Source organism: Anaerosalibacter sp. Marseille-P3206, from assembly GCF_900155565.1.
GTDB lineage: Bacteria > Bacillota > Clostridia > Tissierellales > Sporanaerobacteraceae > FUHM01.
This window is the reverse complement of sequence record NZ_FUHM01000002.1, coordinates 698,314-719,590: the sequence shown is the minus strand read 5'-3', so window position 1 is coordinate 719,590 and position 21,277 is coordinate 698,314. Positions and strand designations below refer to the sequence as shown.

Genomic DNA, 21,277 nt, shown 5'->3' with positions numbered 1-21,277 from the left:
AGTGACTGATAAAAAAGCAGCTGTTGAAATTGAAAGAAAAGAAGAAGAACAAGAAATATTAACCCCTTGGAAGCTAATGGTAAGAAAATTTAAGAAGAACAAAGTAGCAAAAGTAGGACTAGTAATTTTTATAATTATGGTTTTATCTGCGTTACTAGCTCCAGTTTTAACACCTTATGATCCTTATGAAATGGACTTTAGTATAATAAATAAACCACCTTCAAAAGCACATTTATTGGGTACTGATGAAGTTGGTAGAGACTATTTAACTAGAATATTATACGGTGGAAGAGTTTCTATGAAGGTTGGGCTCTTTGCTGTAATTATAGAGATAATTATAGGTGCACTTGTAGGTGGAATTGCTGGATACTATGGAGGATGGGTAGATAATCTACTTATGAGAGTAGTTGAAATATTTATGGCATTCCCATTCCTACCTTTAGCAATTACGATTTCGGCGGTTATAGGTACGGATGTTGCGCCTGAACAGAGAATGTATATCATGATGTTTATAATAGGTCTACTAAGTTGGGGTGGACTTGCAAGAATGGTTAGAGGACAAATTCTATCCCTTAGAGAACAAGAATTTATACAAGCTGCAAAAGCATTAGGTATTAGAGATAGTAGAATCATTTGGAAACATTTAATACCAAATACATTAGGATATATTATAGTTAGTGCAACATTAGGTATGGCTGGGGCTATAATGAGTGAAACAGGACTCTCCTTCCTTGGTCTTGGGGTAACACCACCTATTCCTACTTGGGGTAACTTAGTTCAAAACGCTAGAGATATTTACGTTTTGAAGAACCGTGTTTGGTTATGGTTGCCACCGGGAGTTATGATTTTCCTAGCAGTTATGAGTATAAACTTATTTGGTGATGGATTAAGAGATGCAATTGACCCTAAGTCTAAATGATAGGAGGATAGAGATATGGAAAAGCTGTTACAAGTAAAAGATTTAAGGACCTATTTTTACACTGATGATGGAGTAGTTAAAGCCGTTGACGGCGTAAACTTTGAAGTAGAAGCAGGAAAGACTATAGGAATAGTAGGAGAATCTGGTTGTGGTAAGAGCATAACAGCTATGTCTATACTACGTTTAATACCTGATCCTCCAGGAAAAATCGTTAGTGGAGAAATCATGTTTGATGGTAGAGACTTAACTAAACTTTCTATTGAAGATATAAGACATATTCGTGGAAATGATATATCTATGATATTCCAAGAACCTATGACTTCATTGAATCCTGTGTTTACAGTAGGATTTCAAATCATGGAAGTATTGATGTTACATCAAAACTTAAGTGAAAGTGAAGCTAAGAAAAAAGCAATTGAAATGATAAAAGTAGTTGGAATACCTAGACCCGACAAGATTGTAGATGAGTATCCTCATCAACTATCTGGAGGTATGAGACAAAGAGTTATGATAGCTATGGCTTTGGCCTGTCAACCAAAGTTACTCATTGCAGATGAGCCTACTACAGCTCTAGACGTAACTATTCAAGCACAAATTCTTGATCTTATGAACTCTCTAAAAGAAAGACTTAATACTTCAATCATGCTTATTACTCATGATTTAGGGGTAGTCGCAGAGATGTCAGATCACGTTGTAGTTATGTATTCTGGTAAAATTGTTGAGGATGCTCCAGTTAAAGAGTTGTTCGCAAATCCTAGCCATCCTTATACAATTGGACTAATGAACTCTATACCTTCTCTTGTTAAAGAAGGAGATAGACTAGAAAGTATTGAAGGTTCTGTTCCAAACCCATTATATTTACCAAAAGGATGTTATTTCCATCCAAGATGTAAATATGCTACTGATGAATGTAGAAAATCACAACCCGAATTGAGAGAAATATCGCCAGGGCATAAAGTCAGCTGCTTTAGAGCAGGGGAGGTGGCTAAATAATGAGTGAAGTAATACTTGAAGTTGAAAATCTAAAAAAATATTTTCCTATATACAGTGGTGCTTTTAGAAAAAAAGTAGGTGACGTAAAAGCTGTTGATGGTGTTTCTATGTTTATTAAAAAAGGTGAAACATTAGGACTAGTAGGTGAGTCAGGCTGTGGAAAATCTACTACTGGAAGAACTATTCTAAATCTTTTAGAAGCAACAGAAGGTTCAGTACATTATAAGGGAAAAGATGTACTAAACACTACTAAAGAAGAAATGAAAGAACTTAGAAGAGAAATGCAGATAATATTCCAAGACCCATATAGTTCATTAAATCCTAGAATGAATGTTTCTGCTATTGTAGGGGAATCTCTTATTGAGCATGGAATATATAAAAAAGGTAAAGAATTAGATGAATATGTGACTGAGGTTGTTGAACGTTGTGGTCTTGCAAAATACCACATGAACAGATATCCTCATGAGTTTTCTGGTGGACAACGTCAACGTATTGGTGTTGCAAGAGCATTAGCTCTTAACCCATCATTTATAGTTGCAGATGAGCCAGTATCAGCTCTTGACGTTTCAATTCAATCTCAAGTTATTAACTTATTGACAGATTTACAACATGAACGTGGATTATCTTATTTGTTTATATCCCATGACTTGGGAGTAGTAAAATATATAAGCCATAGAATAGGAGTTATGTATTTGGGTACACTAGTAGAGTTAGCTGATAAGAATACTCTATTTGATAATCCAAAACATCCATATACTCAAGCGTTATTAACAGCAATACCTGAACCAAATCCAGATAAGAAGAGGAATAGAATCATCCTTAAAGGTGATATACCTAGTCCTGCAAATCCACCATCTGGTTGTAAGTTCCACACACGTTGTATGTATGCAAAGGATATTTGTAAGGAGCAAACACCTGAATTTAGAAATTTAGGAGGAGACCATTTTGTGGCGTGTCACTTTGCCAAATAGAAAATCTATAAAAGAAAGAGAAAAGGAAGTAAAAAGATCTGTAGATAAAAAACATGAGGAAGAACCTTTCGAGTTCACTAATACAGATATTTTGGCCATGATTATTGCGGCTTTCCAAATACTACTTCCAATCATGTTTATTGGTGTAGGAATCATGGCTCTATTTGTATTGTTTTATACGAAAGTATTTATGAGATGATAAAAAAAGTTGCAATTTATTTGCAACTTTTTTTATTTTTTTAGTTCCATTTAATCCCTTGAACAAATATTTAGTAAAATTAAATTTTTTTATTACATTATTAAAATAAATTAATAAAATTGTACTTTAAAACAAAAACGAAGTATATATGTATGAGTGATACTGTAGAAATATCTATGTTAAAAAAACGTAAACAATGGATTATACCATCCAATTTCCATTGACATCAACGGAAATTAGATGGTATAATGCAACAGGTTGCAAATTTTCACAAAAGTATAAAAATAGAAAAAGGGGGAGTAATTAAAATGAAAAGAAAGTTAGCATTAATACTTTCACTTGTACTAGTATTGTCACTAGTGTTAGCAGGCTGTGGAAGTAATAACGATTCAACATCTGAAGGAAATACAGGTAGTTCAAGTTCTAATCCAGCTAAAACTAGAGATGGAGCAGAAACTCTTATAATTGGTATGAGTGAAGTAAAAGGTGATTTTATACCTGTATACTATAGTACATCATATGATGGATATGTTGTAGATTTGATTTATGATGGACTACTAAGCAATGATGAAGAGGGAAATCCAGTTCCTCATGTAGCAAAAGAATGGGAATTATCAGAAGATCATAAGACTTATACTTTCCACTTAAGAGATGATGTTAAGTTTAGTGATGGAGAACCATTAACAGCAAAAGACATTGAATTTACTTACATGGTTCTATGTGACCCAACTTATGATGGAAGATATACAGATCAAGTAAGTCAAATTGTTGGACTTAATGAGTACAGAGATGGTAATGCTGAAAGTATTGAAGGTATCAAAGTAATTGACGACCACACTATTTCATTTACATTTACTGAAGCACTTACAACACATATTTGGGACTGTAGTTTTGCAATAATGCCAAAACATGCTTTTCCAGAATACAAAAAAGGAAATGTAGAAGCTATAAAAGAACAAATGCAAACTCCAATGGGATCAGGTCCATTTGTACTTGAAAAATTTGAACCAAAACAATATATAGAATTTAAAGCTAACCCAGATTACTTCATGGGAGCTGCAAAAGTTGATAAAATTATTTTCAAATTTACTACTGGTGAAACATCTATGTCAGAAATTGAAAAAGGAACAATTGACGTTCAAATCCAAGTTCCACCTAAGGGAGAAAACAAAGAAATTATTGAAGGTACTGGATATGTAAATATAGTTGAATATCCTCAAAATGGTTATGGATACATGGGATGGAACTTAAGAGATGAAAGACTTGCTGACAAGAGAGTTCGTCAAGCATTAATGTATGGATTTAATAGACAACAATTTGTTGATGTATACTATCAAGGATATGCAAAAGTATGTAATGTACCTATTTCACAAGTATCATGGGCATATACAGATGATATAAACGACTATGCATATGATCCAGATAAAGCTATAGCACTTCTTGAAGAAGCAGGCTGGATGCCAGGAGCAGATGGAATCAGAGAAAAAGACGGCAATAAATTAGACTTTGTATGGGATACTTATACTGATAGTAAATTTGTTGAAACTATGATTCCAATGTTAAAAGCTGATTGGGAAAAGATTGGTGTTAAGGTAGAACCAAACTTAATGGAATACAACTCATTAGTTGAAAAAGTTTATGATAAACGTGAATTTGATATGTACAATATGGCTTGGTCATTAAGTATTGATCCAGACGCATTAGAATTATTCCATTCTTCACAAGATATTCCTTCAGGAAATAACTCAGTTGGATTTAGAAATGAAGAAAATGATAAGCTAATGGAAGCTGGAAGAAAAGAATTTGATCAAACAAAACGTGCTGAAATTTATCATGAATGGGCTAAATTGATGAACGAAGAACTACCATATATGTTCTTAACTCAAAACTTAGAATGGGAAGCAGTTAATGAACGTGTTAGTAACTGGAACACATCACCATATGTAAGCTTTACAAATCGTAATGTAATACTAAATGTTGAAATAGCACAATAATTTTTATTGTAATAAAAATATTAATAAAATAAAAACCCGGTTTTCCGGGTTTTTATTTTATTAACAAGGCTTATTTTCTATTATTTAAATTTTTTTCAAAAAAATATTGACAAGCAAATTGGTTGTGTTATAATAAAAAGGTAAGTTTTTTAGAAGCTATGCGGGAATGGCGGAATTGGCAGACGCGCTAGACTTAGGATCTAGTGTCTTTGACGTGGGGGTTCAAGTCCTCTTTCCCGCACCAACTAAACCAGTGGTTATTCCATTGGTTTTTTTCATATTATAGAATAATAGAAAACAAATAGATTACTTTGATATACATATATTTTATGATATAATTTTATGGTATAATAGTTTAACTTAACTGGAAAATAAAAAAAGTGATTAAGGAGGAAAATAGATATGAATTCTGTTTTAGAAAAGAAAGAGAATAATCGTGCAACCTTTACTATTGAAGTGAGTGAAGATAAATTTGAAAAAGCAGTACAAAAGGCATATATGAAATTGAGAGGTAGATTCAGTATACCAGGTTTTAGAAAAGGTAAGGCACCAAAAAAAATTATTGAAATGAATTATGGTGAAGGTATATTTTATGAAGAAGCGTTAAATATTATATTACCTGAAGAATATGAAAAGGCTATTGACGAATTAGAACTTGAACCAGTAGATTCACCAGAAGTTGATATTGAGCAACTAGAAAAGGGAAAACCAGTTATTTTTAAAATTGAAGTTACTATTAAACCAGAAGTTACTTTAGGAGAATATAAAAACATAGAAGTTGAAAAAGTGGAGTATAATGTTACAGATGCGGATGTAGAAAATGAAGTTAAAAACCTTCAAGAAATGAATTCAAGATTAGTAGATGCTTCTGATAGAGAAGCAAAGGAAAAAGATATATTAAATGTTGATTTTGCAGGCTACATAGATGGAGAGCAATTTGAAGGTGGCACAGCAGAAAACCAACAACTTGAAATTGGATCTGGAAGATTTATTCCTGGTTTTGAAGAACAATTAATTGGCAAGAAAAAAGGTGAAGAAGTAGATGTAGAAGTTACTTTCCCAGAAGATTACTTTGAAGACAGTTTAAAAGGCAAAAAAGCTAATTTCAAAGTTACAATCAATGATATCAAAGAAAAAGAGCTTCCAGAACTTGATGATGAATTTGCAAAAGATGTAAGCGAATTTGATACATTAGAAGAATTAAAAGCAAGTATAAAAGAAAGACTAGAAAAGGAAGCTAAAAACAAAGAAGAAATTGAAAGAGAAAGCAAGGTAATAGAAAAAGTAGTAGAAGCATGTCAAGTAGATATACCAGAAGTATTAATCGAAAATCAGGTTAAAAATGAAATAGGACAATTTGATTACAGATTGAGATTACAAGGACTTTCAATTGATAGATATTTTGAATTGACTAATTCATCAATTGAAGATTTGAAAGAACAAATAAGACCATCTGCTGAAACAAGAGTTAGAACAGAACTTGTATTAGAAGAAATAGCAAAAGTCGAAAATATTGAAGCTTCAGATGAAGATTTAGAAAAAGAATTGGAAAGAATGGCTAAAGAATATAATCACGAAGATGTAGAAAAATTCAAAGAGGATATGAAACTAGGAGATTTAGAATACTTAAAGTCGGGTATAATTAGAGATAAGACCATTGAAGCATTAATGGAAAATGCAAGGTTTATGTAAATATAATTGGGAGGGGTATATATGGCTTTAGTTCCAGTAGTAGTTGAACAAACTAATAGAGGAGAAAGATCCTATGATATTTATTCTAGGCTCTTAAAAGAGAGGATTATATTTTTAGGAGAAGAAGTAAATGAAGTTACTGCAAACTTAGTTGTAGCTCAGCTACTATTTTTAGAAGCTGAAGATCCAGATAAAGATATACAAATATATATAAATAGTCCAGGTGGGTCTGTAACTGCAGGATTTGCAATATATGACACAATTCAATATATTAAACCTGATGTATCAACAATATGTATGGGAATGGCAGCTAGTATGGGGGCATTTTTACTTGCAGCAGGTACAAAAGGGAAAAGATTTGCTCTTCCAAATGCTGAAATAATGATACATCAACCATTAGGTGGTACACAAGGCCAAGCAGAAGATATTAGAATCCATGCAGAAAGAATTGTAAAGACTAGAGAACAAATCAACAGGATATTAAGCGAAAGAACAGGCCAACCTCTAGAAAGAATATCCAAAGATACTGATAGGGATTTCTTTATGTCTGCTGATGAAGCTAAAAAGTATGGTATAATAGATGAGGTAATAGAATTCAGAAAATAACTTTAAGTGAGGTGTCATAATGGCAAGATTTGATGAAAAGCAGTTAAGATGTTCTTTTTGCGGGAAACCTCAAGATCAAGTGAGAAGGCTTATTGCTGGACCAAATGTGTATATTTGTGATGAATGTATAGAACTTTGTCAAGATATAATAGATGAAGAATTTGAAGATAGTTTTGAATATGAAGTTGAAGAGTTACCAAAGCCTGCAAAAATCAAGGAAACCCTTGATGATTATGTTATAAAACAGGAAAGAGCAAAAAGAGCATTAGCTGTGGCTGTTTATAATCATTACAAGAGAATAAACAGAAAAAGTTCTAAAAAAAGTGATGTTGAATTACAAAAGAGCAATATAGTAATGATTGGACCTACAGGTTCAGGAAAAACACTATTAGCTCAAACATTAGCAAAGATATTAAACGTTCCATTTGCAATTGCAGATGCTACATCATTAACTGAAGCAGGATATGTTGGAGAAGATGTTGAAAACATTATATTGAAGCTTATTCAAGCGGCAGATTATGATATAGAGAGAGCAGAAAAAGGGATAGTTTATATAGATGAAATAGATAAAATAGCAAGAAAGACGGAAAATCCATCTATTACTAGAGATGTTAGTGGTGAAGGAGTGCAACAAGCACTACTTAAAATACTAGAAGGTACTGTTGCAAATGTTCCGCCACAAGGTGGAAGAAAACATCCTCATCAGGAGTTTATTCAAGTAGATACAACTAATATATTGTTTATTGTTGGTGGAGCTTTTGATGGGCTTGGAAAGATAATTCAAAATAGAATTGGCAAGTCTTCAATTGGATTTGGTGCGGACATTCAAAGTAAAGAGAAATTAAATATAGGAGACCTTTTGAAAAATATACAACCAGAAGATTTACTCAAATATGGATTAATACCAGAGTTTATTGGAAGATTACCTATTATAGTTACATTAGAAGAATTAGACCAAGAAGCTCTTGTAAGAATATTAACAGAACCTAAAAACTCACTAGCAAAACAGTACAAAGAATTGTTTGCTATAGATGGAGTAGAGCTAGAGTTTGAAGATGAATCATTGGAATTGATTGCACAAAAAGCTATAGAGAGAAAAACTGGTGCTAGAGGACTCAGAGGTATAATAGAAGAAAATATGTTAGATATAATGTATGAAATACCATCAAGAGAAGATGTTGAAAAATGCATTATAACTAAAGATACTATTTTAAATTCAGCTGAACCTACTTTACTAGTTTCAGATGCTAAGAAAAAAAGTAGGGCTAAGAAATCAGGTAAAAGAGAAACAGCATCATAAAAGGCTCACATTATAGTGAGTCTTTTTTGTTAATACTTATATTAATATAGTTAAGATAAATTAGGGCAGATTAAATAGAGGGGTGAAACCATGAAAAAAGACATATATAAAATTGTTGAAAGAGATATACCTCTTATACCATTAAGGGGAATGTCAGTTTTTCCCTATATGGTTATACATTTTGATGTAGGAAGGGAAAAATCTATAAATGCATTGGAAAAGTCTATGATTGATGATTCACTAATATTTTTATGTTCTCAAATAGACCCTAAAAAAGACGATCCTAGTATAGATGACTTTTACCATGTTGGTACTGTTTCTAAGATTAAGCAAATGTTAAAGCTTCCAGGAGGAAGTATTAGAGTTTTAATCGAAGGAGTTAGTAGAGGAAAAATAATAAATATAAAACAAGAAGAACCTTTCTTTGAAGCAGAAATTGAGGAATTTACATATGAATTAGAAGACATAAAAATAGATAAAGAAATTGAAGCAGCAATGAGACTTGTAGTTGATGATTTCGAAGAATATGTTACTTTAAGTAGTAGAGTTTCTCCTGAATTATTATTAACTATTACAGAAATTGAGGACCCAGGAAGATTAGTGGATATGGTAGCTTCTTATGTATATTTGAAGCCAGAAGATAATCAAAGAATATTAGAAGCTTTTGATTTTTATGAAAGATTGGAAATTCTTCATCTTATTTTGCAAGAAGAGATTGAAATTTTAGAAATAGAAGAAAAAATAAATCAAAGAGTAAAAGTGCAAATTTCCAAAGTTCAAAAAGAGTACTATTTAAGAGAACAGATGAAAGCAATACAAAAAGAACTAGGTGAGCGAGATGAACTTGTTGAAGAAGTAGAAAATTATAAGGAAAAAATAAACAAAATAAAAATGCCAAAGGAAGAAAAAGAAAAGGCATTAGATGAAGCAGATAGATTGTTGAGATTGTCACCTAATTCTGCTGAAACGGGTGTTATAAGAACATATTTAGATTGGATAGTTGAACTACCTTGGGATATAGAAACAAAAGATAAGATAAATATTAAGAGTGCTAGAGAAATATTAAATACCGAGCATTTTGGATTAGAAGACGTAAAGGAGAGAATACTTGAATTTATTGCTATAAGAAAACTTAAAAAGAATATGAAAGGTCCTATTTTATGTTTAGTTGGACCACCAGGAGTGGGAAAAACTTCTATAGCAAAATCTATAGCAAAATCTTTAAATAGAAAGTTTGTAAGAATGTCTCTCGGTGGCATAAGAGATGAAGCGGAGATAAGAGGACATAGAAGAACATATGTAGGTGCAATGCCTGGTAGAATAATAAGTTTAATAAAGAAATCAGGATCAAAAAATCCAGTGTTTTTATTTGATGAAATAGATAAATTGAGTAGTGATTTTAGGGGAGATCCAGCAAGTGCACTTTTAGAAGTTTTAGATCCTGAGCAAAACAATACATTTACAGACAACTTCTTAGAAGCACCTTTTGACTTATCAAAAGTTATGTTTATTACAACTGCAAATACAACATCTAGCATACCAGCACCACTATTAGATAGGATGGAAGTAATTAGAATCTCAGGATATACTGAAGAGGAAAAGTTTAATATTGCAATGGAACATTTACTTCCTAAACAATTAAAAGAGCATGGGCTAAGTAAAGAAAACCTTTCTGTTTCCGAACCTGCTGTACGAGATATTATCAATAATTATACTAGAGAAGCAGGGGTTAGAAATCTAGAGAGGAATATTGCTAATGTTTGTAGAAAAGCAGCAAAAAAGATAGTAGAAGATGATGTAAAAACAGTAAGAGTTAATAGAGGAAATTTAGCTAATTATTTAGGTGTCCCCAAATATAGGTATGATTTAGCTGACGATAAGAACAAAGTTGGAGTAGCAACAGGTCTTGCTTGGACAGCAGTTGGTGGAGAAACTCTATCTATTGAAGTAAATTGTATGAAAGGAACAGGTAAGCTTCAATTGACCGGTAAGTTAGGGGATGTAATGAAGGAATCAGCAATGGCAGGAATAAGCTATATTAGGGCTAATTCTGAAAGACTCAATATAGAAGACGATTTTTATAAAGATATGGATATTCATATTCATGTTCCGGAAGGGGCTATACCTAAGGATGGTCCTTCTGCAGGTATAACTATGGCTACAGCAGTTATATCAGCATTGACAAATAGAGCTATAGATAGTAGCGTTGCTATGACTGGAGAAATAACACTAAGGGGAAGAGTATTGCCTGTAGGTGGAATAAAAGAAAAAGTATTAGCTGCTCATAGAGCGGGAATTAAGAAAATTCTTATTCCTATAGAAAATAAAAGTGATCTAGAAGAAATACCAGATAAAGTCAAGAAGAAGATAGAATTTATCCTAGTCGATAATATGCTTCAAGTGCTTGATGAAGCCTTAATAATAGAGGGTGATAATAGTGAAAGTAATTAGTGCGTCTCTTGAAACAATAGCTGCAAAGGAAAGTCAATATCCTAAGGATGGAATATTAGAAATTGCATTTGCAGGGAGATCGAATGTAGGGAAATCATCCTTGATAAATACATTGGTCAATAGGATTAATTTAGCTAGAACTAGTGGTAAACCGGGGAAAACTCAGACTCTAAATTTCTATAATATAAATGATCAGTTTAGGTTTGTAGACTTACCTGGATATGGATATGCTAAAGTTTCTAGAAGAGAAAAAGAAAAATGGGCACATATGATAGAAGAATATCTTCATAATAGACAAAATTTGATTGAAGTGATACTTGTATTGGATATTCGTCATGAACCAGGTGATCACGATGCATTGATGTATCAGTGGATAAGAGATTTTGGATTTAATGGTATAATAGTGGCAACTAAAGCTGATAAAGTTTCTAGAGGACAATGGGAAAAGCAAAGAAGCATCATTCAGAAAAAGTTAATGGTAGAAAATAGAAATGATATTATTCCATTTTCAGCAGAAAAGAAGTTAAATGTAGAAAATGTTTGGGGCGCTATTGAAGAAGTGATAACAATAAATAAAGAGCAGCAAGACAGTTAAGATTGCTGCTCTTTATGATTAATTTTCTTTTTCAAATAAGTCCTTTGTTGCTCCACAGACTGGACATACCCAATCATCGGGTAGTTGTTCAAAAGGTGTTCCTGGTGCTATATTGTTATCTGGATCACCTTCTGCTGGATCATAAACATATCCACATGGTACACATACATATTTATCCATAACAATTCTCCTTTCATTTAGTTTGTTATAGACAATCTTACCCCACATATTATTAATTTAAACTATTTATTTAATATTAATAAATTCTAAAATAAAAAATAGATTAATATATTTTTTAATGGGTAAAATACATATAGTTGTACGATATAATTCTAAAATATATGTAGATGGATGTGATTATCTTGTCCTTTAAATTTATTGGATCAGTATGTAGTGACCTTTATGTTATTAAAGATTTCATGGAAGATGTTATAAATAAATTAAAACTTGTTGTTAAAGATGAAACTACAATGTTTGATATAAGAATTATTTTAAATGAACTTGTAGCTAATGGAGCAATACATGGAAATGAATATGATAGGGATAAGTTGGTCAATCTTTTTATAATAATAGAAGAAGATATTATAAGGATTGAAGTGACTGATGAAGGTAGAGGTTTTGATTTTGATTTGAAATTTTATGATCCTAAAAATTTAAAATGCAGTGGTAGAGGTCTTGTTATTGTGAATGGTTTGAGTGATGAGTTTTATGTAGAAAATAATAAGATTATATCAGTTAAATATTTATAGCAGGAGGGTAATAAATATGAGGAAAATAGCTTTACTTTTAGCTATTGTAATGACTTTTCTAATTGTTTTACCAACCGTTTCTTTTGGTGAACCTGAATATAATAAAAAAATGGAAGAAGCTATTATAAAATCTAAACAACTATTTAACATAATAGATGAATACGATACTTTTGATTCTAGTGTTAGTTCTTATGATGGAAATACTATATTTTATCTTAATTGGAATGATAGTAGTGGAAAATTAGGAGGAATTAGTGTAAGCGTTTATTCTGACGGGACTATTATAAATTACAATAAATACAAAGCAAATTATGATGAAAATTACCCTAAACTACCTAAGATTTCTAAAGAAGAAGGACTAAATATAGCTTTAAAATATATTGAAAAAGTAAATCCTTATATAGCTAATAATTTGAAATATAGTGAATCAAAAGAACCCTTAAATCCTAAAAGTCGAGAATATAATTATGGATTTTTCAGAATTGAAAATAATGTTCCTTATATTGATAATAGTTTAATTGTATCTATAGATAAAAATTCAGGAGAACTTTTAAGTTATAATCTTAACTGGGATAGAAACTTAAGTTTTCCAAAGAAGAATAATATTATTAGCTTAGAAGATGCAAAGAAATTATATAAGGAGAAAATGGGTTTAAGTTTAGTCTATAAAACAGACTATACATCAGATACACCGAGAATGTACTTAGTGTATACTACACTTTATGGACAAAAAGGTATTGAGGCTAATACTGGAGAATTATTTAATTATAAGAGATATGGATTTTTAGATGAATACAATGAATTAAATACTAAAGCAAATGGAAATGTTGATTTAAGTCCAGATGAAAGAAAAGCTGTAGAAGGCATATCAAATTTGCTTTCTGAAGAACAGATAGAAAATAGTGCAAGAGAAATTTTAGAAATTGACACAGCTTACAAACTAAATGATTTAAACCTTTATTCTTATTGGAAAAATAAAGGTGAATATGTTTGGACGATGAATTTTAATAAAGAAGAGGAAGAAAATATAGTTTTTAGCTATGATGTATCTTTAGATGCAAAAACAGGAGAATTAAAAAGCTTTTATTATCAATATCCCGAAGATAAAAAAAGTGAAATAAAATTTGATCGCATTAAGGCATTAGAAATAGCTAGAGATTATATAAAAAAGATTGAACCAGATAAAGTTGAAGAAATTGAGCTGTTTGAAAATATATTAGGCGAAAAAGAGAAAGATACAATATATAATTTTAATTTTATTAGAAAGCATAATCAAGCTTATATTGCTAGTGATAGTATCAGTGTTAGTGTTGATGGTAAAAGTGGACAGGTTATAGGATATAATAGAGATTGGTTTAAAGGAGAAATACCTGATTTAGATAATAATATTTCATTAGACGATGCTTATGAAATATTATTTAATGAAATAGGAATGAAATTAGAGTATGTTGAAGAAAATAAACTTATAGAAGGAAAAGAACTTTCTAAAAATATTGTATTAGCTTATTTGATTAGTCCTGATAAACCTTTGAATATTAGTGCTGAAACTGGGGAAATACTAGATTATAATGGAAAGCCCTTTAAGGTAAAAACTATTCAAAGATATATAGATATTGATGAAAGTTATGCAAAAGAAAAGATAGAGGTATTAGCAGAGCATGGTTTAGAATTGCCAGGTAATAGGTTTAAACCAAAGGAAAAAATAACTCAAAGTGAATTTTTATACTTACTGGCAAAGACAAATACTCCTAATTTTAATTTAGAAGATGAAAGAGCAATTGAAAATTTATATAATTATCTTATCAATATGAAGGTTATTGAGGAGAGTGAAAAATCTCCAGATGAAACAATAACGAAAGAGGAAAGTATAAAATATATAATTAAAATGATGAAGTATGATAAAATTGCCGAAGCAACTTATATTTACAAAGATATATTTAAGGATTCAAAAGAGATTGATGAGAATTTGCTGGGATATATTTCAGTAGCAAGAGGGCTTAATATAGTAGAAGGAAATAATGGCTATATAAGACCTAAATCAGAGCTTTCAAGGGAAGATGCAGCTATTATGATTTATAATTATTTATTTAATGAATAGTAAAATAAGGCGGGGACTTAATCTCCGCTATTGTTTTGAGAAGTATTATGTTGATTTTTGTCTATTATATGATAAAATAGTTCTGTTAAACTATTATAGTAATTATTTTAAATAGGAAGTGGGAAATTTTATGAATAAAAAAAGAGATGACATTAGAAACATTGCAATAGTTGCTCACGTAGACCATGGAAAAACTACATTAGTAGATGCCCTTTTAAAACAAAGTGGTATCTTTAGAGAAAATCAAGTGGTTAAAGATAGAGTAATGGATTCTAATGATATAGAAAGGGAAAGAGGAATAACAATACTTTCTAAAAACACAGCAGTATATTACAAAGATACTAAGATAAATATTATAGACACTCCTGGACACGCTGACTTTGGTGGAGAAGTAGAACGTGTATTGAAGATGGTTAATGGAGTAGTTTTATTAGTTGATGCGTTTGAAGGACCAATGCCTCAAACTAAATTTGTTCTTAAAAAGGCACTAGAATTAGAATTACCAGTTATAGTTTGTATAAATAAAGTTGATAGACCAGAAGCTAGGCCAGATGAAGTTATTGATGAAGTATTAGACTTGTTTATAGATTTAGGTGCTAATGATGATCAATTAGAATGTCCATTTATATTTGCTTCTGCGAAACAAGGAATGGCTACATTAGATGTAAATACCCCTAAGGAAGATATGAATGATCTTTTTGAGACTATTGTTAAATATATTCCAGCTCCTGAGGGAGATGAAGAGGGACCATTACAAATATTGATTTCTACTATTGACTACAATGAATATATAGGAAGAATAGGGATAGGTAAAATTGAAAGAGGAACAATAAACATTAACGATGAAGTAGTTTTAGTAAACAATGAAAAGAAGGATGAAATAAAAAAAGTTAAAATATCAAATATATATGAATTCCAGGGATTAAACAGAGTAGAGGTAGAAACTGCAAAAGTAGGAAGTATTATAGCTGTAACAGGGGTAGAAGGTATTCATATTGGAGATACAATATGTGATATAGACGCACCTGAACCACTACCTTTTGTTAAGATTTCAGAACCAACTATAGCAATGACATTTTCAGTAAACAACAGTCCTTTTGCAGGGCAGGAAGGTACCTATGTAACATCTAGACATTTAAGAAATAGGTTATTTAAAGAACTTCAAACTGATGTTAGTTTGAGGGTAGAAGAAACAGATTCAACAGATGCGTTCAAAGTATCTGGAAGAGGAGAATTACATCTTTCAGTATTGATAGAAAATATGAGAAGAGAAGGTTATGAGTTTCAAGTTTCAAAACCAGAAGTTCTTTATAAGGATATTAATGGAAAGAAACATGAACCTATGGAGAGTGTTTCTATAGATGTACCTGAAGAGTTTATTGGTACTGTAATAGAAAAACTTGGACAGAGAAAGGGAGAACTTGTCCACATGACTGAGTCAAATGGTGGTTATACAAGACTTATATTCTCTATCCCTGCTAGAGGCCTTATAGGCTATAGATCTGAGTTTATGACTGATACTAAGGGTAATGGTATACTAAACTCTATATTTGATGGCTATACACCTTATAAAGGAGATATACCAACAAGGACACAAGGTTCTTTGATTGTATATGAGACAGGAGAAGCAACTGCATATGGTCTTTATCAATCTCAGGAAAGAGGTATACTTTTCATTACTCCTGGGGCGAAGGTGTATGAAGGTATGGTTGTAGGCTCAAATCCAAAGGGTATGGATATTGAAGTAAATGTATGTAGAAAGAAACAACAATCAAATGTAAGAGCATCGGGTTCGGATGAAGCGTTAAGGCTATCTCCACCTAAGATAATGAGTTTAGAGCAAGTATTAGAATTTATTGAAAATGATGAATTGGTAGAGGTAACCCCTAAGAACTTAAGAATTAGAAAGAAAATATTGGATAGTACCAAAAGATATAAATCAAAGAAGAGGAATTAGAAAAGGAGCATTTTAATGCTCCTTTTTTTTAAAAGAATTATAAAAATAACATATTCATCTTAAATAATAAATAAAAAATGGTATAATGAAAGAGTAAGCTAGTCTAGAAAAAATAATAAGACATGGGTGATGATATGGAAACTTTTATATCTGTATTGAAGTGGATTGTAGAAAACATACTTCTTATAAACATATTATTGGCAATTTTGTTGGTATTTTTTGAGAGAAGGAATCCTACAACCACATGGCTATGGGTCATGATTCTCTTCTTTTTACCAGGTATCGGATTTTTGATTTATTTATTTTTAGGGCAGGATATGAGAAAGAAAAAGATTTTTGAAATAAAGAAAGAAGAGGATAAGTATTTTGATGAATTAGTAGCAAATCAAGAGCAAAACATAGTGAAGAATAGATTTAATTATAATGATCCTAAAATTTCTGCTCATGAAGATATTATTCAATTTCATCTGATGAGTAATTCTTCTATATATACTCAAGATAATGAGGTTGAACTATATTTTTCAGGGGTAGACAAATTTAATGCTCTTTTAAACAGTATTAATAATGCAAAAGAATACATTCATATGGAGTATTATATTATTAGAAGTGACAATATATCAACAGAAATCGTAAATGCATTGGTCAAGAAAGCAAAAGAAGGTGTTGAGGTAAAGTTACTCTATGATGGCATGGGAGGTAGAAGTTTACCTAAGAATTATTTCAATGACTTAATAGATGCTGGAGGAGAAGTGGCCTGTTTTTTTCCTCCATTTCTACCTTATATAAGTCTGAGAGTAAACTATAGAAATCACAGAAAGATTTGCATAATTGATGGAGTAGAAGGTTTTGTAGGTGGGTTTAATATTGGTGATGAATATATAGAATATACGGATAAATTTGGTTATTGGAGAGATACTCATTGTAAAATAAATGGTACTGCAGTAGCAGGTCTTCAGTGGAGATTCCTATTAGATTGGAGATTTGCTTCAAAAAAAGAAATTGAAGTAAGTAAAAGATATTTTCCTGAAGTAAAAGGTAAAGGGGAAACTGGGATTCAGATAGTTTCTTCTGGTCCTGACTCGAAATGGACTAGCATTAAAGATGGATATTTAAAGATGATCATCAATGCCAGAGAAAAAGTATACATTCAAACACCGTACTTCATCCCAGATGATAGTATATTGGAAGCTTTAAAAGTAGCAGGGTTATCAGGAGTAGATGTAAAAGTACTAATACCAGATAAGCCAGATCACCCTTTTGTATACTGGGCCAGTCTTTCATATATAGGTGAATTGTTAGAAGCTGGAGTTCAGTTTTATACTTACCAAGATGGATTTATGCATAGCAAGGTAGTAGTGATGGATGATATGGTTTCATCAGTAGGAACAGCAAATTTGGACATAAGAAGTTTTAAATTGAATTTTGAAGTTAATGCATTTATATATGATAAAAAAGTAAATAGTGAAATCACTAAGCAAATATTAAAGGATTTGGAAAGATGTGTAGAAATAACTAGTGATGGCTATGGGAAAAGATCTCTTTTAGTTAAATTTAAAGAGTCTATTTCAAGGCTACTGTCTCCAATACTTTAACATAAAAAAAACACCTCTGGTTATAATAAAATTGAGGTGGTGACAATTGAAAAGAAAACATATTGTACTAATTTTTATATTCATTATAGCTATTTCTTTTGTTTCTTGTAAAAAAGAATCAAGTAAAAATGCTAATTACGAAAAAAAAGAAAAAGCACCTAGTAGTTTAAATAGTATTTATGAAGGCATAAATTCTGTTTTTGATGATTTAGAAGAATTAAATACTACAGCAAAAGAACCAGAAGAAGAAAAAGAAAAAAAAGAAGAAAAACTTAATAAGTCATGGGAAAATATGAATAAAACCGTTAAAGAAATACATCATAATTGGAATAGCTATGAAATAGAAGGAGCAAAAAAAGTTCCAATTAGTGAAGGAACTGATAAGTTAGAAGAAAGTTTGAATAAATTTACATTAGCTGTAGAAAACAAAGAAGTGTATAATATTATTAGTAATGGAAGTCAAGTGTATCTGTATATATCACCTTATTTTGATTCATATAAGGATGAAATAAAAGGTGAGTTATGTAAAATCAAATATTATGTATTTCAGTCATATTTGATGGGAGAGAGTGGTGAATTAGATAAGGCTAATGAATTACTTTCTGAAGGTGAGGTACATTTAACTAGTTTAAGGAATAAGATAGGAGAAGATAAAAATAAAGTTAAAGTTTTAGATAAGCTAAGCTTTTCTTTACAAGATTTAAAAAAGGTATTAAAAGAAAACAATAGTAATTTATTAACTATAAAGAGGGATATCATTTTAAAAAATATAAAACAGTTGGAAAAATAAACATATCCTATTAAATAAGGGGGAAATTTATGTTAAAGGATAAACCTATCCAAGCAAGAAAGAAGAGGATTTTATGGAAAATAAAAAGATAAATTTTTGTATAATGCTTATTATTACAGTTATGACATTGATAATAATAACTGCAAGTGTAGATTTAAAGGATTTACCAGGACTTCTTTCAAATACAAATAGTATTTATTTATTATTTGCTGTAATTATGATGGCTGGAGATTGGGTTTTTGACGGATTGGTATTAAATCTAATTACGAGAACTGTATATGGAAAAATAAATTATTTTAAATCTTTAAAGATAGCAGTTATAGGACAGTATTATAGCGCTATTACTCCATTTTCAACTGGAGGACAGCCTGTTCAAGTGTATTTGATGTCAAAAGATAATATTTCAGTACCTAAGGGCTCTCTAATCTTATTCAATAAGTTTTTAATTTATCAAATGTCTGTTACAATTTATTCATTAGTTATGTTTATGTTAAAGCTTTCATTTCTATTTACAGAAGCAAAAGCAGCGCTACCATTTGTCATAATTGGATTTACAATAAATTTGATAGTTTTATTTGGTATAATACTTTTATTTTATAAACCAGACTGGATTAAGCCAATAGTATTATTTGTCTATAGATTTTTAAATAAAATAAATATAATGAAAGATATAGATAAATATGTGGGAAGACTAGATAAGGCTATGGAGGAATATCTTCTAAGCATACAAAAGATTAAAGAGAATAAAAAGAAAAGTATTATATTGTTGATTTTAACAATGGTACAATTGACTTTTTATTTTAGTATTACTTATTTTGTATATTTGTCTTTGGGATTAAATGATGCTAGTTTGATTGATATAATTGCCATACAATCCCTTGTATATATGGCAGCTTCGTATATACCTACTCCAGGTACAGCAGGAGCTTCTGAGGGAGGATATTATTTACTTTTCAAACCCTTATTTACAAAAAACTTAATTGTATATGCTCTACTTTTATGGAGAATTATTAGTTATTATTTTAGAATTATTTTCACAGGTTTGGTAACTTTAATTGACTATATAATGAGAAAGAAAAAAGTAATTGCTTAAACAGCTCTGATCAATCAGAGCTGTTTAAAATTTATTAATAAAACTTAATATATTATATTTAAAAATGGTTACAGATATATGGATTTTTTATCAAAAATTGATATAATAGAGAAGTTGAGTTTTTTTACTAATTTTGTTTATTATTTATAATACATGGTAATAAATATAATAAGGAGTGAATTTAAAATACATATAAAGATAATCCATGTAATAGGGAATGTAGAGAGGAAGGAATAGAGATGAGAAAACAGAAATACATAATAGAGTTAAAGGAAAACATAGAGATAAAAAGAGATGAGTTAAATAGGCTTATGTGTGCTGAAATAGACAGAGATAAAGTATTAAAACATAGTATGGAATTGGACAAGTTAATATTTAAATATTATGAGTTTGAAAAACGCAATAAAAAAGAAGCAAGGATGTAAAATACCCTTGCTTCTTTTTAACCATTTTATCCAAGAGTGACATCTAGAAACATCATTACAACAAATCCAATTAAAATACCATATGTTGCGGCCCTTTCATGACCACCTCTATGGGTTTCTGGTATTATCTCATCGCTTATTACAAACAACATTGCACCAGCTGCAAAAGCTAATATAAATGGGAGTATAGGTTCAAATATTCTTACAAGCCACAAACCTAATAGTCCACCAATAGGTTCTACTAGTCCAGTTAGTAATGCAATAAAAAAAGCCTTAGATGGTTTGTATTTTTCGCTTACTAATGCTAGAGCTACAGCTAATCCTTCAGGCATATTTTGAAGACCAATGCCCAATGCTAAAGTCAATCCATTTTTAATATCATTGTTTCCAAATCCTACACCTACTGCTAGACCTTCAGGAAAGTTGTGTATTGTTATTGCAATAATGAATAACCATATTTTTGCTAATGAAGAATCTCTACCTTCTTCACGTTTATCTAACAAGTGTACATGAGGAGAATACTTGTCTGTTATGTCTAAAAAAACACCTCCGACCAGTATTCCTATAGCAGTAATTAATGCAGCTTTTGCTCCGCCTCCACCAAATTCAATACTAGGTATGATTAGCGAAAAAGATGTAGCCGCCAGCATGACACCTGCTGCGAATCCCAATAGTGTATCTAGCATTTTATTAGATATATTTTTTGTAAGAAAGATGGGTAATGCGCCTACACCAGTTAAAAGGCCTGCTATAATACTTGCTAACATTCCCACTTGAAAAGTATTATTAGGGTCAATAAAATTCATAAGCAAACATCCTTTCAAGTTATAATAGATTCAATATCTTAAAATTA

Annotated in this window: 19 protein-coding genes and 1 tRNA gene; 18 read left to right on the top strand and 2 right to left on the bottom strand. The window is 30.8% G+C overall.

Annotation, left to right across the window (positions count from 1 at the left end; translation table 11 throughout):
• Position 1: 1 nt before the first annotated feature.
• From opp4C to yihA, 11 genes are all read left to right on the top strand, one after another.
• Positions 2 to 919 (top strand): oligopeptide ABC transporter permease, encoded by a 918-nt coding sequence (opp4C, locus tag BQ9840_RS04785; protein WP_234978618.1) that lies wholly within the window; start codon positions 2 to 4, stop codon positions 917 to 919.
• Positions 920 to 934: 15 nt separating this feature from the next.
• Positions 935 to 1,912 (top strand): ABC transporter ATP-binding protein, encoded by a 978-nt coding sequence (locus tag BQ9840_RS04780; protein WP_077368590.1) that lies wholly within the window; start codon positions 935 to 937, stop codon positions 1,910 to 1,912.
• Positions 1,912 to 2,883: an ABC transporter ATP-binding protein gene (locus BQ9840_RS04775; protein ID WP_077368588.1), complete on the top strand. Its 972-nt coding sequence runs from the start codon at positions 1,912 to 1,914 to the stop codon at positions 2,881 to 2,883. Before BQ9840_RS04780 ends, BQ9840_RS04775 begins: the two co-directional genes overlap by 1 nt.
• The gene (locus BQ9840_RS04770) at positions 2,858 to 3,082 is read left to right on the top strand and encodes a hypothetical protein (RefSeq protein ID WP_143254313.1); all 225 of its coding nucleotides are present in this window, start codon (positions 2,858 to 2,860) and stop codon (positions 3,080 to 3,082) included. Before BQ9840_RS04775 ends, BQ9840_RS04770 begins: the two co-directional genes overlap by 26 nt.
• 308 nt (positions 3,083 to 3,390) lie before the next feature.
• Positions 3,391 to 5,076: a peptide-binding protein gene (locus tag BQ9840_RS04765; protein WP_159436078.1), complete on the top strand. Its 1,686-nt coding sequence runs from the start codon at positions 3,391 to 3,393 to the stop codon at positions 5,074 to 5,076.
• A gap of 160 nt (positions 5,077 to 5,236) precedes the next feature.
• Positions 5,237 to 5,320, top strand: a tRNA-Leu gene (locus BQ9840_RS04760).
• 158 nt (positions 5,321 to 5,478) lie between these two features.
• The gene (gene tig / locus BQ9840_RS04755) at positions 5,479 to 6,768 is read left to right on the top strand and encodes a trigger factor (protein ID WP_077368582.1); all 1,290 of its coding nucleotides are present in this window, start codon (positions 5,479 to 5,481) and stop codon (positions 6,766 to 6,768) included.
• 21 nt (positions 6,769 to 6,789) lie between these two features.
• A complete protein-coding gene (gene clpP / locus BQ9840_RS04750) occupies positions 6,790 to 7,374 on the top strand; it encodes an ATP-dependent Clp endopeptidase proteolytic subunit ClpP (protein ID WP_077368580.1) in 585 nt (194 codons plus the stop codon).
• A gap of 19 nt (positions 7,375 to 7,393) precedes the next feature.
• Complete coding sequence (clpX, locus tag BQ9840_RS04745; protein ID WP_077368578.1) at positions 7,394 to 8,674, top strand: ATP-dependent Clp protease ATP-binding subunit ClpX; 1,281 nt, start codon at positions 7,394 to 7,396, stop codon at positions 8,672 to 8,674.
• Positions 8,675 to 8,764: 90 nt separating this feature from the next.
• Positions 8,765 to 11,125 (top strand): endopeptidase La, encoded by a 2,361-nt coding sequence (gene lon, locus BQ9840_RS04740; RefSeq protein WP_077368577.1) that lies wholly within the window; start codon positions 8,765 to 8,767, stop codon positions 11,123 to 11,125.
• Positions 11,112 to 11,720: a ribosome biogenesis GTP-binding protein YihA/YsxC gene (yihA, locus tag BQ9840_RS04735; protein ID WP_077368575.1), complete on the top strand. Its 609-nt coding sequence runs from the start codon at positions 11,112 to 11,114 to the stop codon at positions 11,718 to 11,720. The genes lon and yihA overlap by 14 nt, the downstream gene beginning before the upstream one ends.
• Before the next feature lie 18 nt (positions 11,721 to 11,738).
• Here yihA and rd read toward each other — a convergent pair whose 3' ends face one another.
• On the bottom strand, positions 11,739 to 11,900 hold the full coding sequence (gene rd / locus BQ9840_RS04730; RefSeq protein WP_077368573.1) for a rubredoxin: 162 nt from the start codon (positions 11,898 to 11,900) through the stop codon (positions 11,739 to 11,741).
• Between the two features lie 167 nt (positions 11,901 to 12,067).
• Here rd and BQ9840_RS04725 point away from each other — a divergent pair, with 167 nt between their 5' ends.
• The 7 genes from BQ9840_RS04725 to BQ9840_RS04695 all read left to right on the top strand — a co-directional run bounded on the left by BQ9840_RS04725 (position 12,068) and on the right by BQ9840_RS04695 (position 20,424).
• Positions 12,068 to 12,469, top strand: coding sequence for an ATP-binding protein (locus BQ9840_RS04725; protein ID WP_077368571.1), 402 nt, complete (start codon positions 12,068 to 12,070; stop codon positions 12,467 to 12,469).
• Positions 12,470 to 12,485: 16 nt separating this feature from the next.
• Positions 12,486 to 14,567 (top strand): YcdB/YcdC domain-containing protein, encoded by a 2,082-nt coding sequence (locus BQ9840_RS04720; RefSeq protein ID WP_077368569.1) that lies wholly within the window; start codon positions 12,486 to 12,488, stop codon positions 14,565 to 14,567.
• A gap of 130 nt (positions 14,568 to 14,697) precedes the next feature.
• Positions 14,698 to 16,524, top strand: coding sequence for a translational GTPase TypA (gene typA, locus BQ9840_RS04715; protein ID WP_077368567.1), 1,827 nt, complete (start codon positions 14,698 to 14,700; stop codon positions 16,522 to 16,524).
• A 122-nt stretch (positions 16,525 to 16,646) separates the two neighbouring features.
• Positions 16,647 to 18,116, top strand: a complete 1,470-nt coding sequence (cls, locus tag BQ9840_RS04710; RefSeq protein ID WP_234978617.1) for a cardiolipin synthase — start codon at positions 16,647 to 16,649, stop codon at positions 18,114 to 18,116.
• 46 nt (positions 18,117 to 18,162) lie between these two features.
• Positions 18,163 to 18,906, top strand: coding sequence for a hypothetical protein (locus BQ9840_RS04705; RefSeq protein WP_077368563.1), 744 nt, complete (start codon positions 18,163 to 18,165; stop codon positions 18,904 to 18,906).
• Between the two features lie 73 nt (positions 18,907 to 18,979).
• A complete protein-coding gene (locus BQ9840_RS04700) occupies positions 18,980 to 19,999 on the top strand; it encodes a lysylphosphatidylglycerol synthase transmembrane domain-containing protein (protein WP_077368561.1) in 1,020 nt (339 codons plus the stop codon).
• A gap of 239 nt (positions 20,000 to 20,238) precedes the next feature.
• Complete coding sequence (locus BQ9840_RS04695; protein ID WP_077368559.1) at positions 20,239 to 20,424, top strand: aspartyl-phosphate phosphatase Spo0E family protein; 186 nt, start codon at positions 20,239 to 20,241, stop codon at positions 20,422 to 20,424.
• Positions 20,425 to 20,450: 26 nt separating this feature from the next.
• On the opposite strand, the gene BQ9840_RS04690 is transcribed toward BQ9840_RS04695, so the two are convergent.
• Positions 20,451 to 21,230: a ZIP family metal transporter gene (locus tag BQ9840_RS04690; protein ID WP_077368557.1), complete on the bottom strand. Its 780-nt coding sequence runs from the start codon at positions 21,228 to 21,230 to the stop codon at positions 20,451 to 20,453.
• Between the last annotated feature and the right edge of the window lie 47 nt (positions 21,231 to 21,277).

Bases quoted from the DNA above. Each gene is read 5' to 3' on its own strand.
- BQ9840_RS04780 (WP_077368590.1), top strand. From the start codon at position 935: ATGGAAAAGCTGTTACAAGTAAAAGATTTAAGGACCTATTTTTACACT.
- BQ9840_RS04775 (WP_077368588.1), top strand. From the start codon at position 1,912: ATGAGTGAAGTAATACTTGAAGTTGAAAATCTAAAAAAATATTTTCCT.
- BQ9840_RS04765 (WP_159436078.1), top strand. From the start codon at position 3,391: ATGAAAAGAAAGTTAGCATTAATACTTTCACTTGTACTAGTATTGTCA.
- tig (WP_077368582.1), top strand. From the start codon at position 5,479: ATGAATTCTGTTTTAGAAAAGAAAGAGAATAATCGTGCAACCTTTACT.
- clpP (WP_077368580.1), top strand. From the start codon at position 6,790: ATGGCTTTAGTTCCAGTAGTAGTTGAACAAACTAATAGAGGAGAAAGA.
- clpX (WP_077368578.1), top strand. From the start codon at position 7,394: ATGGCAAGATTTGATGAAAAGCAGTTAAGATGTTCTTTTTGCGGGAAA.
- lon (WP_077368577.1), top strand. From the start codon at position 8,765: ATGAAAAAAGACATATATAAAATTGTTGAAAGAGATATACCTCTTATA.
- rd (WP_077368573.1), bottom strand. From the start codon at position 11,900: ATGGATAAATATGTATGTGTACCATGTGGATATGTTTATGATCCAGCA.
- BQ9840_RS04725 (WP_077368571.1), top strand. From the start codon at position 12,068: ATGGATGTGATTATCTTGTCCTTTAAATTTATTGGATCAGTATGTAGT.
- BQ9840_RS04720 (WP_077368569.1), top strand. From the start codon at position 12,486: ATGAGGAAAATAGCTTTACTTTTAGCTATTGTAATGACTTTTCTAATT.
- typA (WP_077368567.1), top strand. From the start codon at position 14,698: ATGAATAAAAAAAGAGATGACATTAGAAACATTGCAATAGTTGCTCAC.
- cls (WP_234978617.1), top strand. From the start codon at position 16,647: ATGGGTGATGATATGGAAACTTTTATATCTGTATTGAAGTGGATTGTA.
- BQ9840_RS04700 (WP_077368561.1), top strand. From the start codon at position 18,980: ATGGAAAATAAAAAGATAAATTTTTGTATAATGCTTATTATTACAGTT.
- BQ9840_RS04695 (WP_077368559.1), top strand. From the start codon at position 20,239: ATGAGAAAACAGAAATACATAATAGAGTTAAAGGAAAACATAGAGATA.
- BQ9840_RS04690 (WP_077368557.1), bottom strand. From the start codon at position 21,230: ATGAATTTTATTGACCCTAATAATACTTTTCAAGTGGGAATGTTAGCA.